Annotated in this window: 13 protein-coding genes; 6 read left to right on the top strand and 7 right to left on the bottom strand. The window is 64.2% G+C overall.

The window, feature by feature from the left end; translation table 11 throughout:
• The first annotated feature begins 142 nt into the window (after nt 1-142).
• Nucleotides 143-733 (top strand): GNAT family acetyltransferase, encoded by a 591-nt coding sequence (locus tag NMG10_RS09545; protein WP_254464237.1) that lies wholly within the window; start codon nt 143-145, stop codon nt 731-733.
• Between the two features lie 144 nt (nt 734-877).
• Here the strand turns inward: NMG10_RS09545 and NMG10_RS09540 are convergent, their stop codons facing one another.
• Nucleotides 878-2,401 (bottom strand): fumarate hydratase, encoded by a 1,524-nt coding sequence (locus tag NMG10_RS09540; protein ID WP_186713142.1) that lies wholly within the window; start codon nt 2,399-2,401, stop codon nt 878-880.
• 377 nt (nt 2,402-2,778) lie between these two features.
• Here NMG10_RS09540 and NMG10_RS09535 point away from each other — a divergent pair, with 377 nt between their 5' ends.
• Nucleotides 2,779-3,699 carry an iron-sulfur-binding ferredoxin reductase gene (locus tag NMG10_RS09535; protein ID WP_254464236.1) on the top strand — a complete coding sequence of 307 codons (921 nt, stop codon included), beginning with the start codon at nt 2,779-2,781 and terminating at the stop codon, nt 3,697-3,699.
• Between the two features lie 95 nt (nt 3,700-3,794).
• Here NMG10_RS09535 and pyk read toward each other — a convergent pair whose 3' ends face one another.
• Complete coding sequence (pyk, locus tag NMG10_RS09530) at nt 3,795-5,249, bottom strand: pyruvate kinase (RefSeq protein WP_023631128.1); 1,455 nt, start codon at nt 5,247-5,249, stop codon at nt 3,795-3,797.
• 181 nt (nt 5,250-5,430) lie between these two features.
• On the opposite strand from pyk, the gene NMG10_RS09525 reads away from it, so the two are divergent.
• The 3 genes from NMG10_RS09525 to sbcB all read left to right on the top strand — a co-directional run bounded on the left by NMG10_RS09525 (nt 5,431) and on the right by sbcB (nt 7,792).
• Complete coding sequence (locus NMG10_RS09525) at nt 5,431-5,817, top strand: tol-pal system YbgF family protein (protein WP_050703897.1); 387 nt, start codon at nt 5,431-5,433, stop codon at nt 5,815-5,817.
• Between the two features lie 123 nt (nt 5,818-5,940).
• Nucleotides 5,941-6,300: a PilZ domain-containing protein gene (locus tag NMG10_RS09520; protein WP_023631126.1), complete on the top strand. Its 360-nt coding sequence runs from the start codon at nt 5,941-5,943 to the stop codon at nt 6,298-6,300.
• A 61-nt stretch (nt 6,301-6,361) separates the two neighbouring features.
• On the top strand, nt 6,362-7,792 hold the full coding sequence (gene sbcB, locus NMG10_RS09515) for an exodeoxyribonuclease I (RefSeq protein WP_203647865.1): 1,431 nt from the start codon (nt 6,362-6,364) through the stop codon (nt 7,790-7,792).
• Nucleotides 7,793-7,867: 75 nt separating this feature from the next.
• On the opposite strand, the gene mvaT is transcribed toward sbcB, so the two are convergent.
• Complete coding sequence (gene mvaT / locus NMG10_RS09510) at nt 7,868-8,245, bottom strand: histone-like nucleoid-structuring protein MvaT (RefSeq protein WP_028690229.1); 378 nt, start codon at nt 8,243-8,245, stop codon at nt 7,868-7,870.
• A gap of 301 nt (nt 8,246-8,546) precedes the next feature.
• Here mvaT and purU point away from each other — a divergent pair, with 301 nt between their 5' ends.
• Complete coding sequence (gene purU, locus NMG10_RS09505; protein ID WP_186713139.1) at nt 8,547-9,398, top strand: formyltetrahydrofolate deformylase; 852 nt, start codon at nt 8,547-8,549, stop codon at nt 9,396-9,398.
• Between the two features lie 154 nt (nt 9,399-9,552).
• Here the strand turns inward: purU and NMG10_RS09495 are convergent, their stop codons facing one another.
• The 4 genes from NMG10_RS09495 to NMG10_RS09480 form a co-directional block, all read right to left on the bottom strand.
• Nucleotides 9,553-10,542: a lysylphosphatidylglycerol synthase transmembrane domain-containing protein gene (locus tag NMG10_RS09495; protein WP_254464235.1), complete on the bottom strand. Its 990-nt coding sequence runs from the start codon at nt 10,540-10,542 to the stop codon at nt 9,553-9,555.
• Nucleotides 10,539-11,303, bottom strand: a complete 765-nt coding sequence (locus NMG10_RS09490) for a DUF2334 domain-containing protein (protein WP_234560694.1) — start codon at nt 11,301-11,303, stop codon at nt 10,539-10,541. Before NMG10_RS09490 ends, NMG10_RS09495 begins: the two co-directional genes overlap by 4 nt.
• On the bottom strand, nt 11,296-12,417 hold the full coding sequence (locus tag NMG10_RS09485) for a glycosyltransferase family 1 protein (RefSeq protein ID WP_254464234.1): 1,122 nt from the start codon (nt 12,415-12,417) through the stop codon (nt 11,296-11,298). Before NMG10_RS09485 ends, NMG10_RS09490 begins: the two co-directional genes overlap by 8 nt.
• 218 nt (nt 12,418-12,635) lie before the next feature.
• A complete protein-coding gene (locus tag NMG10_RS09480; protein WP_254464233.1) occupies nt 12,636-14,510 on the bottom strand; it encodes a methyl-accepting chemotaxis protein in 1,875 nt (624 codons plus the stop codon).
• Nucleotides 14,511-14,599 lie beyond the last annotated feature (89 nt).

The raw sequence follows: 14,599 nt of genomic DNA, 5'->3' as shown, positions 1-14,599 counted from the left end.
AGCGGCACAAGGCCGCTCCTACAGGGATCGAGCACTTGTAGCGGTCATGGAGAAATACCTGTCGCGCAGGGGAAAGGCCGCAGGGCAGGGTGGGTGCTAGGGTGGACCTCAGTCATAGCCATCGACAGGACGACCGCCCCGCATGGAAATCCGCTTGCTCCATGGCGCCGCCATCGCGCCTTACATCGATGATCTCGCGCGCCTGCGTCTGACGCTGTTTCGCGAGTTTCCCTATCTCCTGGACAGCTCCCTGAGCCACCAGGCCGATTACCTGTCCAGCTACGCCGAGTCCGGCCGCAGCCTGGTGGTGCTGGCGCTGGACGGCGACCAGGTGGTGGGCGCCGCCACCGGCTTGCCGCTGGTGGATGTCGATCCCGAGTTGCAGCAACCGTTTCTCGCCCAGGGGCGTGACCCGGCCTCGGTCTACTACTTCGGCGAGTCGGTGTTGCTGCCGGCTTACCGTGGACGGGGGCTCGGCGTACGCTTTTTCATCGAGCGCGAGTCCTATGCGCACAAGCTGGCCGAGTTCGACTGCTGCGCGTTCTGTGCGGTGGAGCGCCCCTCCGGACACCCACGGCGTCCGGCGGACTACAAGCCATTGCAGGGCTTCTGGCGCAACCGCGGCTTTCTGCATGAGCCGTCGCTGCGTACCGCCTACCGTTGGCGGGACCTCGACGAGCAGGCGCAGTCGGCGAAGATCATGTCGTTCTGGCTCAAGGCGCTGCCGGCCTAGCACTCGAGGGCTATGAAACGACGACGGCCCCATCGCGGGTCAAGTCGCATCGGCGCACCGCCGCTCCCACAATTCAGCGTGGGAGCGGCGGTGCGCCGATGCGACTTGCCCCGCGATGGGGCCGTCGCAGCTACAGCGGGAGGCTTACTTCACTTCCACTGCCAGGCTCTCGGCGATCTTGCCCTGCCACAGCGCAGGACCGGTGATGTGCACCGACTCGCCCTTGCTGTCCACCGCGACGGTGACCGGCATGTCCTTCACGTCGAACTCGTAGATCGCTTCCATGCCCAGTTCGGCGAAGGCCAGGACCTTCGACTTGCGGATGGCCTGGGCCACCAGGTAGGCGGCGCCGCCGACGGCCATCAGGTACACGGCCTTGTTGTCCTTGATCGCCTCGATGGCGGTCGGGCCACGCTCGGACTTGCCGATCATGCCCAGCAGGCCGGTCTGTTCGAGGATCTGGCGGGTGAACTTGTCCATGCGGGTGGCGGTGGTCGGACCGGCCGGGCCTACCACTTCGTCACCGACCGGATCGACCGGGCCGACGTAGTAGATGAAGCGGCCCTTGAGGTCGACCGGCAGCTCTTCGCCGCGGTTGAGCATCTCGACCATGCGCTTGTGCGCGGCGTCGCGGCCGGTGAGCATCTTGCCGTTGAGCAGGATGGTCTCGCCCGGCTTCCAGCTGGCGACTTCTTCCGGGGTGATGTCGTCGAGGTTGACGCGACGGGCGCTCGGGCCGGCTTCCCAGACGATTTCCGGGTAGGCGTCCAGCGACGGCGCTTCCAGCTCGGCCGGGCCGGAACCGTCGAGCACGAAGTGGGCGTGACGGGTGGCGGCGCAGTTGGGGATCATGCACACCGGCAGCGACGCGGCGTGGGTCGGATAGTCCATGATCTTGACGTCGAGCACGGTGGTCAGGCCGCCCAGGCCCTGGGCGCCGATGCCCAGCTGGTTGACCTTGTCGAACAGCTCCAGGCGGATTTCCTCGAGGCGGTTCTGCGGGCCACGGGCCTTCAGCTCATGGATGTCGATGGATTCCATCAACACTTCCTTGGCCATGACCGCGGCCTTTTCGGCGGTGCCGCCGATGCCGATGCCGAGCATGCCAGGCGGGCACCAGCCGGCGCCCATGGTCGGGACGGTCTTCAGCACCCAGTCGACGATCGAGTCGGACGGGTTGAGCATGGCCATCTTCGACTTGTTCTCCGAGCCGCCGCCCTTGGCTGCGACATCGACCTCGACCTTGTCGCCAGGGACGATCGAGTAGTGGATCACGGCCGGGGTGTTGTCCTTGGTGTTCTTGCGGGCACCGGCCGGGTCGGCCAGGATCGAGGCGCGCAGGACGTTCTCGGGCAGGTTGTAGGCGCGGCGCACACCTTCGTTGATCATGTCGTCGACGCTCAGGGTGGCGCCGTCCCAGCGTACGTCCATGCCGACGCGGATGAACACGGTGACGATACCGGTGTCCTGGCAGATCGGGCGGTGGCCGGTGGCGCACATGCGCGAGTTGATCAGGATCTGGGCGATCGAGTCACGCGCGGCTGGCGACTCTTCACGCAGGTAGGCTTCGTGCATCGCCTGGATGAAGTCGACGGGGTGGTAGTACGAGATGAATTGCAGGGCGTCGGCGACGCTCTGAATCAGGTCGTCTTGCTTGATCACGGTCATGCAGCGCGCTCCTCTTAAAGACGGGAACATTCGAAAAGGCATTCCGACAATGCACACCTGTATGTCAGGAACGCCTGGCAAGGCGCCGGCTGGTCGGGCCGGCACAAAAAGGCGCGGCAGTATACCGTGCCGCGCCTTCGGAAACACCTGCACGTGGTCTGGACCAAGGTCGGCAGGGAAAGGGCATCCTTTTTGCTGATGACGTGAGCGTTGCAATGCAGTTCAATGAGATCAGCGTAATGTTGACCGGGGCTGCCTTGCGGCCCTTCGCGGGTAAACCCGCTCCCACAGGGCCATGCATTTCCCCTGTGGGAGCGGGTTTACCCGCGAAGGGCCGCAGAGCGGCCCCAATCGCTTGTACTTGGAGATGAACTGACATGCCAGAAGTTTGCGTGGGCGAGCGCCGCTGGGCGGTGCCGGCCGGCAGCAACCTGCTCGATGCGCTCAACGACGCCGGTTGCACCGTGCCCTACAGCTGCCGCGCCGGTAGCTGCCACGCCTGCCTGGTGCGCTGCCTGGAGGGTGTCCCCACCGACGCGAAACCCGAGGCATTGGCGGCGGACAAGCGCGAGCAGGGCTGGCGCCTGGCCTGCCAGTGCGCGGTCGCCAGTGACTTGCGGGTGGCGCTGTTCGACCCCCGAAATGATGGCCTGCCGGCCACGGTGATCGGCCTGGACTGGTTCGCCGATGTGCTGCGCCTGAGGCTGCAACCGGAGCGGCCATTGCGCTACCAGGCCGGGCAACACCTGGTGTTGTGGAGCGGCAGCGTTGCGCGGCCCTATTCGCTGGCGAGCCTGCCGGGCGAGGACGACTTCCTCGAGTTTCACCTGGACTGTCGCCGTCCCGGTGCGTTCTGCGACCAGGCAAGGCAGCTTCGCCTGGGGGATGTGCTGAGGCTCGGTGAACTGCGCGGCGGTGCGTTGCACTATGACCCGGACTGGCAGGCGCGGCCGCTCTGGCTGCTGGCGGCGGGCACCGGGCTGGCACCGTTGTGGGGCATCCTGCGCGAGGCGTTGCGACAGGGGCACCAGGGGGAAATTCGGGTGCTGCACGTGGCACACACCGCTGAGGGGCACTATCTGGCGCAGTCGTTACAGGCGCTGGACGGAGTGACGGTCGAATGGGTGTTGGCGGCGCAGCTGGATGAAGCGCTGGCTGGGTTGAAACTGATGTCGCGTCAGACCATGGCGCTGGTGTGCGGGTCGCCTGGGAGCGTGGAGCGCTTTGCCCGACGGCTGTTCATTGCTGGGGTGCCACGTAGTCAGATATTTGCGGACGTATTTACCGAGCATGTTTGAGGACTGAAAAGCATCGCGGGGCAAGCCCGCTCCCACAAGTGCCGAGGGGATCGGCGTGGGAGCGGGCTTGCCCCGCGATAGGGACTGCCGAGGGATCAACCAACCAGCGGATCACCCACGTGCAGGATCTTCATGCCATTGGTGCCACCGATGGTGTGGTAGCTGTCGCCCTTGGTCAGGATCACCCAGTCACCTTGTTCGACCAGGCCGCGCTTGAGCAGCTCGTCGACCGCCGCCTGGCTCACCTTGTCGGCCGGCAGCGAGGCCGGGTCGAAGGCAATCGGGTAGACGCCGCGGAACATGTTGGCACGGGCCTGGGTGGCGCGGTGCGGCGACAGGGCGAAGATCGGCACGTGCGAACGCAGGCGCGACATGATCAGCGGGGTGTAGCCACTTTCGGTGAGTGCAATGATCGCCTTGACGCCGGGGAAGTGGTTGGCGGTGTACATCGCCGCCAGGGCGATGGACTCGTCGCAGCGCTCGAAGGTGGTGTGCAGGCGGTGGCTGGACTTCTGGCTGGTCGGGTGCTTCTCGGCGCCCGAGCAGATACGGGCCATGGCCTGCACGGCTTCGATCGGGTAGCTGCCGGCGGCGCTTTCGGCCGACAGCATCACCGCGTCGGTGTTGTCGAGCACGGCGTTGGCCACGTCGGACACTTCGGCGCGGGTCGGCATCGGGTTCTGGATCATCGACTCCATCATCTGGGTCGCCACGATCACTGCCTTGTTGTTGCGGCGGGCGTGCTGGATGATCTTCTTCTGGATGGCGATCAGCTCGGCGTCGCCGATTTCCACGCCCAGGTCGCCACGGGCGACCATGACGGCGTCGGAAGCGAGGATCAGCTGGTCGAGGGTTTCATCGTCGGCCACGGCTTCGGCGCGTTCGATCTTGGCCACCAGCCAAGCGCTGCCGCCGGCTTCGTCACGCAGCTTGCGCGCGTATTCCATGTCGCTGGCGTCACGCGGGAACGACACGGCCAGGTAGTCCAGGTCCATTTCCGCGGCCAGCTTGATGTCGGCCTTGTCTTTCTCGGTCAGGGCCGGCGCGGTCAGGCCGCCACCCTTGCGGTTGATGCCCTTGTGGTCGGACAGCGGGCCACCGATGATCACCACGCAGTGCAGGGCATCTGCGGTGGCGGTTTCGACGCGCATGACCACGCGGCCGTCGTCGAGCAGCAGTTCGTCACCGACGCCGCAGTCCTTGACCAGGTCGGGGTAGTCGATGCCGACGATGTCCTGGTTGCCTTCGGTCAGCGGGTGGGCGGTGGAGAAGGTGAACTTGTCACCGACTTTCAGTTCGATGCGCTTGTTGGCGAACTTGGCGATGCGGATCTTCGGACCCTGCAAGTCGCCCAGCAGCGCGACATGGCGGCCGTTCTTGGCGGCGATGTCACGGATCAGGCGGGCGCGGGCCTTGTGCTCGTCCGGGGTGCCGTGGGAGAAGTTCAGGCGTGCCACGTCCAGGCCGGCGAGGATCAGCTGTTCGATCACTTCCGGCGAATTGCTGGCGGGGCCAAGGGTGGCGACGATTTTGGTACGGCGGATGGTCATGCACAGACTCCTATAGTGAAGCGCAGCGAAAGGCTACTCCTCAATTGCGCTGTAGTCATTGTTCCGTTGCACTACCCGCACACGAAGCAGGGTTGCGTTTGAACGGTACGGGTATGCTTGCAAATGGCGGTGAAGATTTGTCGTGAAAGGCCGATACACTGCCCATCAAAGGAGAATTTCCATGCGCACCCTGATCGTTTTGACCATGGCGGCCAGTGTCGTCGGCTGCACCCGCTGGTCCATGGACCACCACTTGAACAATGCCTATCGCGCCTACGACCGTGGCGATTGCGCGAAAGTCATGCTGGAGCTGTCGCAGGTCGACCGCACCAGCCGCGCCCGACCGTTCATCCACCCGGAGGTGTCGCTGCTGCGTGGCCAGTGCCTGGAGCGTCAGAAGCTCTTCGTCGACGCGGCGCAGACCTACCAGTACCTGATCCAGCAGTACCCGCGCAACGAGTACGCCTACCGCGCCCAGGCCCGCCTGCAGACGCTGGAAAAGCTCGGGCACCTGCGCGGCAGCGAGGCGACGGTGGCGAGTCCCGTGAACACTACACCTTGGCGTTAATCCCAATGTGTCGATGATTTCATGTAGTCCGTCCGTCGGACTGGGCTAATCTGTTAGAGAGTCGTAACGTTCATCGCCAGTACCTTGTCTTCCTGGCCCCAGGTACAGGATTTCACTGCGATCATGTTTATCGAGCGACACATACAACGTCATCAGCTGCCTTGCGTGCTCAAGGTGTTCAACCGCTGCACCGACCAGCAGATCGGCTATCTGGGCAATGCCTCGGAAGACGGCCTGATGCTGATCAGCCAGTTGCCGGTGCTGGTGGGGCCGGATTTCGAGCTGCAGCTACGGGTGCCCCTCGCCGGTGGCGGACTGCAGTTCATCAACCTGACCGCCAGTTGCCTGTGGTGCCGCGAGGATGAGACGCCGGGGCATTTCGATGCCGGCTTCATGCTGCTGCAGGCACCGCAGGAATACGATGAATTCGTTCGCTCCCTGCGCGACTTCTTCAGCTTCAGGCCCATGAACGCCTCCGCCTGAGGCTGGCCCCGCCCTCGTACATGCCGCTAGACTCTGGTCGACCTTGATACAGGAAGACCCCGTGAGCTCCAGCATTTTCTGGCACGACTACGAAACCACCGGCATCAATCCGCGTAGCGACCGCCCGCTGCAGGTGGCCGGCGTGCGCACCGACCTCGACCTCAACGAGATCGAGGCGCCGATCAGCCTCTACTGCCGCCCCTCTGACGATATCTTGCCGCATCCGGCGGCCTGCCTGGTGACTGGCATCACCCCTCGGCAACTGGCCGACCAAGGCTTGTGCGAAGCCGAGTTCATGACCCGGGTGCACGATCAACTGGCTCGCCCCGGCACCTGCGCTGCAGGCTACAACACCTTGCGTTTCGACGATGAGGTTACCCGCTACAGCCTCTACCGCAACTTCTTCGACCCCTACGCCCGGGAATGGCAGGGTGGCAACAGCCGCTGGGACCTTATTGACGTGGTCCGCACCGCTTATGCGCTGCGCCCCGAGGGGATCGTCTGGCCACAGCAGGACGGGCGTACCAGCCTGCGCCTGGAACTGCTGAGCAAGGCCAATGGCATCGACCACGGCCATGCCCACGAGGCGCTTTCCGACGTGCGGGCGACCATTGCCCTGGCCCGCTTGATCCGCGAGAAACAGCCGCGGTTGTATGACTGGTTGTTCCAGTTGCGCAGCAAGCACAAGGTCATGGAACAGGTTCGGCTGTTGCAACCGCTGGTTCATGTATCCGGGCGTTTCTCGGCCCAGCGCAATTATATCGGCGTGGTACTGCCTTTGGCCTGGCATCCGCGCAACCGCAACGCGCTGATTGTCTGTGACTTGCAACAAGATGCTTCGCCGCTGCTCCATGAAAGTGCAGAGGCATTGCGCCAGCGTCTGTATACGCGGCACGAAGACATGGCCCAGGGCGAACTACCGGTACCGCTGAAGTTGGTGCATATCAACCGCTGCCCGGTATTGGCGCCACTGTCGGTACTGCGCCCGGCCGATCAACAACGCCTGGGGCTCGAGTTGTCGGCATTGCAGGCACGGGCAGAGCAGTTGGCCAATCAGCAGGCCATGTGGGGAGACAAGCTGGACATCATTTATCAGGAAGAAGGCTTTGCCCCCAGCGAAGACCCGGAGCAACAGTTGTATGACGGTTTTCTTGGCGACCGCGACAAGCGCCTGAGCGAACAAGTACGGCGTGTGGATCCGGCGCAATTGGCGCATGGACAATGGATGTTCGATGATCCGCGGCTGCCTGAACTGCTGTTCCGCTATCGCGCGCGAAACTTTTCCGACACCCTTGATGAACAAGACCGCGCACGTTGGCATGCGTTCTGTCAGCAGCGTCTTACAGATCCTACTTACGGTGCGCCTAATACCGTGGCGGACTTCGAGCAGGCATGCCAGAGCAGTTGGGCCGATGCCAGCGAAGCGGGACGGCAGGTGCTGGAGGCCTGGCAAGCCCATGTCCGGCAACTGAAAGTGCAGTACCAGCTTTGAAATGTGCAGATAAACAAAAAACGCCGGCAAGTGCCGGCGTTTTTCATGTTGAAACCAATACGCCTGATAAGCGAATCAGTCCAGCAGGGTGGCCCAGCTTTCAACGACGTCGCCGCCCCACTTGGCTTTCCACTCTTTCAGGGTCTTGTGGTTGCCACCTTTGGTTTCAATAACCTCGCCGTTGTGCGGGTTCTTGTATTGCTTGACCTTGCGTGCACGCTTGGTGCCGGTGGTCTTGACTGCGCCGCGCGGGGCTTTGCTCAGCTTGCTTTCCGGATCGAGCAGGGCGATCACGTCACGCAGCGACTTGCCGTTTTCGGCCATCAGCTCGCGCAGTTTCTTTTCGAACTCCAGTTCTTTTTGCAGCTTGCCGTCTTGCGACAGGTTGGCCAGGCGGGCTTGAAGTTCCTTGATGGCTTCTTCGGTGGCGCGGTATTCGTTGATCAGGGACATGATGTGTTCCTTAATGCATGTTCAGAGAGAGACAGTGGGGGCAATAATAGACAGGCGAAACTCTCAAGTAAACAAATTAATATTGGTCACGCATTTAATAGTAGGCACTGACTGCGCAGTCATTAGGTTAAGAAAAATTTACAATTTGTCTGGGGCGCTGGCTATTTCCCCTTGGGAAGAAGGGAATAGGGCTGTACGACTGGGTCCTTGAGCCAGGTGGCGCGGGGGTGCAGATGCTTACTGCGTTTTTCCCGGCAGGTCGCTAGAATATGCGCCTTTGCGAAGTTCTGGAGTCTCCCTCATGCGCACCTATCGACTGGTGATTGCCTGCCCCGACCGCGTCGGTATCGTGGCAAAAGTCAGTAATTTCCTGGCCCTCTACAATGGCTGGATCAACGAAGCCAGCCACCACTCCGATGAGCAGAGCGGTTGGTTCTTCATGCGCCATGAGATCCGCGCCGAGTCCCTGCCGTTCGGTATCGAGGCTTTCCGCGAGGCGTTCGCCCCGATCGCCGAAGAGTTCTCCATGACCTGGCGGATCACCGACTCGGCGCAGAAGAAGCGCGTGGTGCTGATGGCCAGCCGTGAGTCGCACTGCCTGGCCGACCTGCTGCACCGCTGGCACACCGACGAGCTGGACTGCGAGATTCCCTGCGTGATCTCCAACCACAATGACCTGCGCAGCATGGTCGAGTGGCATGGCATTCCGTTCCACCATGTGCCGGTCGATCCGAAGGACAAGCAGCCGGCATTCGCCGAGGTCTCGCGCCTGGTCGCCGAGTACGGCGCCGACGCCGTGGTGCTGGCGCGCTACATGCAGATCCTGCCGCCGCAGCTGTGCCAGGCATACGCTGAAAAAGTCATCAATATCCACCACAGCTTCCTGCCGTCGTTCGTGGGGGCCAAGCCGTACCACCAGGCGGCGCTGCGCGGCGTGAAGCTGATCGGCGCGACCTGCCACTACGTGACCGAGGAGCTGGACGCCGGCCCGATCATCGAGCAGGACGTGGTGCGTGTCAGCCACGCCGACAGCATCGAGGACATGGTGCGCTTCGGCCGTGACGTGGAGAAGATGGTCCTGGCCCGTGGCCTGCGCTACCACCTGGAAGACCGCGTGCTGGTGCACGGCAACAAGACCGTGGTGTTCAACTGAGTCGAGGGCCCTGGCATGGCAGACCCGCGTGACAAGGCCGGCGCCTCGGCGCCACCCACCTTGGGCGAAGGCTGCCTGGCTCGCTTCGACCCCGAGGCGTTGAGCGATGAGGACGGCACCGAGTTTCCCGGTGCCGCCGAGCTTTGGGGGCGCCTTAACCCGTCTGGCGACGACGCTCCAGTCGCGGATGTGCCAGCAGGTACAGGAGCACCGGCCCACCCGCCAGCAGATAGAAGTAATAGGTAACCGCGCGCCAGATCAGGATCGCCGCTGCCGCCGTCGAACTGCCCACCAGTGGTGACAGCAAGGTCGCCGAGGTCAGCTCCGCCGCGCCGGCACCGCCCGGCAACAGGCTGAACTGCCCGGCACTGAGCGAGAGCATCTGCACCAGGAAACTGGCAATCCACCCCAGGTCCACCCCCAACCCCCGCAATGCCAGATATAGCACGCTGTAGCGCAGGCACCAGTGCGCGCAGGTGAGGATGAACACCAGCGCCAGCGTACGCCGGGGCATGCGCCAGGTATCGGCCAGGGCATGGACAAAGCGCAGCAGCTTGCGTGCCCAGCGTCGTCGGCGTGCTGGCGCCATGCCCAGGCGATGCAACAACCGGCCGTTGCCACGCATCACCCGGCGTCGATAGCGAAGCAGCAGGAAGATCCCCGCAAGTGTGGCACACAGCAGCAGGGCGCTGCCCAGCAGCATCTGCGCCTGGCTGTGGCCAAGGTGGTGGAACAGGGCGTAGGCGGCAATCGCCAGCATCGCGCAGAAGAAGAACAGCAGGTCATTCAACTGGTCCATGGCGAACACCGCGCCACTGCGCGATGGCGCGATGCGCTCGCGGGCCAGCAGTGTCATCAGGGTCAACGGGCCACCGCTGCCGCCGGGCGTGGTGCAGATGGCAAACTCGGTAGCCATCACCACGCCCAGGCTGTGCATCCGTCCCACCCGTGCGCCCTGGTCACCCAGCAGCAGGCGCAGACGGGCGGCATTGAGAATCCAGCACAGCAGGATCATGGCCAGCAACAGCAGCAGCAACCCGGGTTCGAAGGCGCGCAGGCGCGGGAGCAGGTCGCTGCCGCCGAACAGGGCGGGTACCAGCCCCGCCAGCAGCAGTGCCAGGGCCAGCCAGCCCAGGCGCTTCATGGGGCGGCCTGGCGCGCCAGCCAGGCCGACTTGGTCAGTGGCTCACGGCCTTGGGCCAGCAACTGGTGCAGGGTGTCGAGCCAGTAATTGCGTGCGCTGGCGTGGCGCATGTCGACCGGGTGCAGGCCCAGGCGCAGGGTGTCGGCTTCGCGCCAGCGGCGGCATTGCCAGTCGCTGACCACCCTCGACAGGCCGCGGCGCCAGGCGCTGCGGGCGCTCCACACCAGTCCTGGGGCATCGAAGGCGGTGAAGTCCGGCAGCCGGTACAAGTGACGTGGAGAGCTGGTATAGCGCAGTGGCAACTGTCGCAAAGCCTGGCGGGTGCCTTCGCTCATCAGCCAGGCGGGGGCGACGAAGCCTGCCACCGGCCAGCCCTGTCGTTTGAACACTGCCAGCCCGGCTTGCAGGCGCAGCAGGGCGTCTGCCTGGTCCAGCCCATGGAACTCGCCCTCGTGGGTATAGATCCGGCGCATGAAATATTCGCCCGGTCCGCGCGGTGGCGGGCCATCGTCGGCGTGGTAGTAGCCATGCAGGGCCAGCTCGTCGCCCTGGGCCAGGCGCCGCTCGAGCAGGCGGCAGAAGGTGGGTGAACGGGTCAGCGGGTTGCGATGGTGGAAGTCCGGTACCACCAGCCAAGTCATCGGCACGCCACCGAGTTCGTCGATGGCCTGGACGAAGGGCTGGTAGTCCGGCCAGGTTTCGGGCGAGATATCGTGCAGCACCAGCATCAGGCTGCGCGTGTCGGCTCGGCCCTCAGCCATGGGCGCGCACCGGCAGCGGGTGGCCGAGCACTGCCTGGTAATGCTGGAGCAGACCGTTGACGACGCTGTCCCAGCTGTAGTGGCGCTCCACGTGGTGACGGGCGTGGCGGCCGAGCTCGCGCACACCGTTGTCGAAGACCTCGCGCACGGCTTCGGCCATGGCCTGGCCATTGTTGGGCGGACACAGGCGGCCGCAGCGTTCGTCGACGATTTCGCTGAATGCGCCGGCGCGCACGGCCACCACGGGCGTGGCGCTGGCCATGGCTTCGAGGATCACCAGGCCGAAGGTTTCCTGGTCGCCGGCGTGCACCAGCAGGTCGGCACTGGCCAGCAGCCGGGCGACCTCCTGGGGCGGGCGGAAGTGGTCGATCACGCTGACGTTGTCCGGCACGCTGGCCGGCATGTTCGAGCCCACCAGCAGCAGGTGGTAGGGCTGGCCGAGTGCGTGCATGCAATCGAGCAGCACCGGCAGGTTCTTTTCCCGTGAGCCGCGGCCGGCGAACACCAGCAGGCGGCTGGTATCGGCGATGCCCAGCTCGGCGCGCAGGCCGGGGTCGTACCTTTCTGGGTTGAACAGCGCCAGGTCCACGCCCAGGCGCTGCACGTGCACGTTCTCCACGCCCAGCCGGCGCAGCTTGTCGGCCATCACCTGGCTGGGTGCCAGGACCCGGTCGAAATGCCCGTATAGCTTGCTGACATAGGCCTCGACATTGGGGGTGAACCAGTTGCCCATGCGATTGCTCACCAGCAAGGGCAGGTCGGAGTGATAGAAGCCTATTACCGGGACATCGAGCTTGCGCCGCGCTTCAAGGGCCGCCCAGGCGGTGAGGTAGGGGTCGCCGACCTCGATCAGGTCGGGCTGCAGGCGGCGCAGTTCCTTGCACCAGGGCGCCAGGCGCACCGGGAAGCGGTAGCCGTTGCCGAAGGGCAGGGGCGGGGCAGGCACGTGGTAGACACCGTCGACCTGGCTGGCATTGGCACCGGGAATCAACAGGCTGTGGCGAACACCGGGCATGGCGTCGAGGCGGCGGTGTTTGGCATCAAGATAGGTCCGCACGCCGCCGCTGGCCGGGGCGTAGAACATGGTGATGTCGGCGATGTGCACGATCAGCATCCCTCCGGGATCGTCCTCGGGTGTGTCATTCGGCGGTAATGATCCGGCGATGACGCGCCTGAGGGTTGACCTACCTGAAGGATAGTTTGTTCGATCGCCGAGGGTGGAGTACGGGTGAATGGCGTTGCGCCCTTCGCGGGCAAGCCCGCTCCCACAGGGCCGGCAGAGATCCTGTGGGAGCGGGCTTGCCCGCGAATCAGGCGACGCGTTTGCTCAGGTCAGATGCGGAAGCTGCCGACCAGTTGCTTGAGGCGGCCGGCCTGCTGTTCGAGGTCCGAGCAGGCGCGCAGGGTGGCCTGCAGGTTCTCGACGCCTTCCTGGTTGAGCATGTTGATCTCGTTGATGTCCATGTTGATCGAGTCGACCACGGCGGTCTGCTCTTCGGTGGCGGTGGCCACCGACTGGTTCATGCCGTCGATCTCGCCGATGCGCTGGGTGACGCTGCCCAGGCGTTCGCCGGCCTGGTTGGCGATGTCCATGCTGTCCTGGCTGTGGCGCTGGCTCTGGCCCATGGTGTCGACCGACTCGCGGGCGCCGACCTGCAGCTCCTCGATCATCTTCTGTACCTGCTGCGCCGACTCCTGGGTGCGGTGCGCCAGGTTGCGCACCTCGTCGGCGACCACGGCGAAGCCACGCCCGGCCTCACCGGCGCGGGCGGCCTCGATGGCGGCGTTGAGGGCAAGCAGGTTGGTCTGCTGGGAAATGCTGGTGATCACCTCGAGGATCTGGCCGATGTTGACGGTCTTGTTGTTCAGCGTCTCGATATGCTCGCTGGAGGTGACGATCAGGTCCGACAGGCGGTTCATCGCATCGATGTTGCGCTGCACCACCTGCTGGCCTTCCTCGGCCAGCAGCCGCGCCGAGCTGGCATGCTGCGAGGCCTGGGCGGCGTTGCCGGCAATCTCCTGGGCAGCGGCGCCGAGCTGGTTGATTGCGGCGGCGACACTGTTGGTGCGGTTGGACTGCTCGTCGGAGTTGCTCATCGACGAGTTCGAGGCGCTGATCACCCGCAGTGCCACTTCGTTGACCTGCTCGGTGGCCGAGGACACTTCGCGGATCGAACCGTGGATGCGCTCGACGAAGCGGTTGAAGGCGGTACCGAGGATACCGAACTCGTCGTGGTTGTGGATTTCCAGGCGGCGGGTCAGGTCGCCTTCACCCTCGGCGATGTTCGACATGGCGCGGGTCATGGTGTGCAGCGGCTGCATCAGCACGCGGATCAGCAGGCCGAGCAGGGCGATGATGATCACCACTGCCACCAGCGTGGCGATCACCGCCGAAGTGCGGAAGGTGCTGAGCATCGAGAAGGCCTTGTCCTTGTCCACCGACAGGCCGATGTACCAGTTGGCCGAAGGCAGGCCCTTGACCGGAGTGAAGGTCAGCAGGCGGGTTTCGCCGTTGAGCGTCACTTCGGTCAGGTTGCTGGACAGCCTCGGCGTGTTCTGCGGGAACAGGTCCGACAGCGTCTTCATCACCAGGTTCTTGTCCGGGTGCACCAGGATCTTGCCCTGGTCGTTGACCAGGAAGGCGTAGCCCATGCCGCCGAAGTTCAGCGAGTTGATGATCTGCACCAGGCCGTCCAGGGCCAGGTCGCCGCCGACCACGCCGACCGAACGCGAGGCGGTGCTGATGATCGAGATGACCAGCTCGTTGGTGGCCATGTCGATATACGGTTCGGTGAGGATCGGGCCGTTGGCGTTCAGGCCGTCCTTGTACCAGGGGCGCACGCGCGGGTCGTAGCCGTCGGGCATCCTGGTGTCGGGGCGCACGGTGAAGGTGCCGTCGGGCTGGCCCAGGTAGATGGTCTGGAAGCTCGAGGTCAGCGCGTTCTGGCCCAGCAGGGTGCCGGTGTTCTGTGGGTACTGGGCAATGTTCTGGGCGACGTTCTCGACCAGCTTGATTCGCCCTTCGAACAGGTTGCGGATATTGGTGGAGGTGGACTCGCCCATCTCAGCCAGGTAGTTCTCCAGGTCTTCGCGAATGGCGTTACGCTGGAGGTAATCGTTGTACAGGGTGAATAGGCTGAAGGCGAGTATCACGATCAGTGATGCCGCCAGAAGAATCTTGTGGCTGAAACGAAGGCTTTTATTCATAACGTGATCGTGTCCGCTAAGGTTTTTTATCGGGTCGTTCGCACAAAGCACGGCTGGAAAACAGTGCAACAATTCCCGTGGGTCCTTTT

This window comes from Pseudomonas sp. DVZ6 (assembly GCF_024259445.1).
In the GTDB taxonomy this organism is placed as follows: Bacteria; Pseudomonadota; Gammaproteobacteria; order Pseudomonadales; family Pseudomonadaceae; genus Aquipseudomonas; species Aquipseudomonas peradeniyensis.
This window is presented reverse-complemented; position numbering and strand designations above follow the sequence as displayed.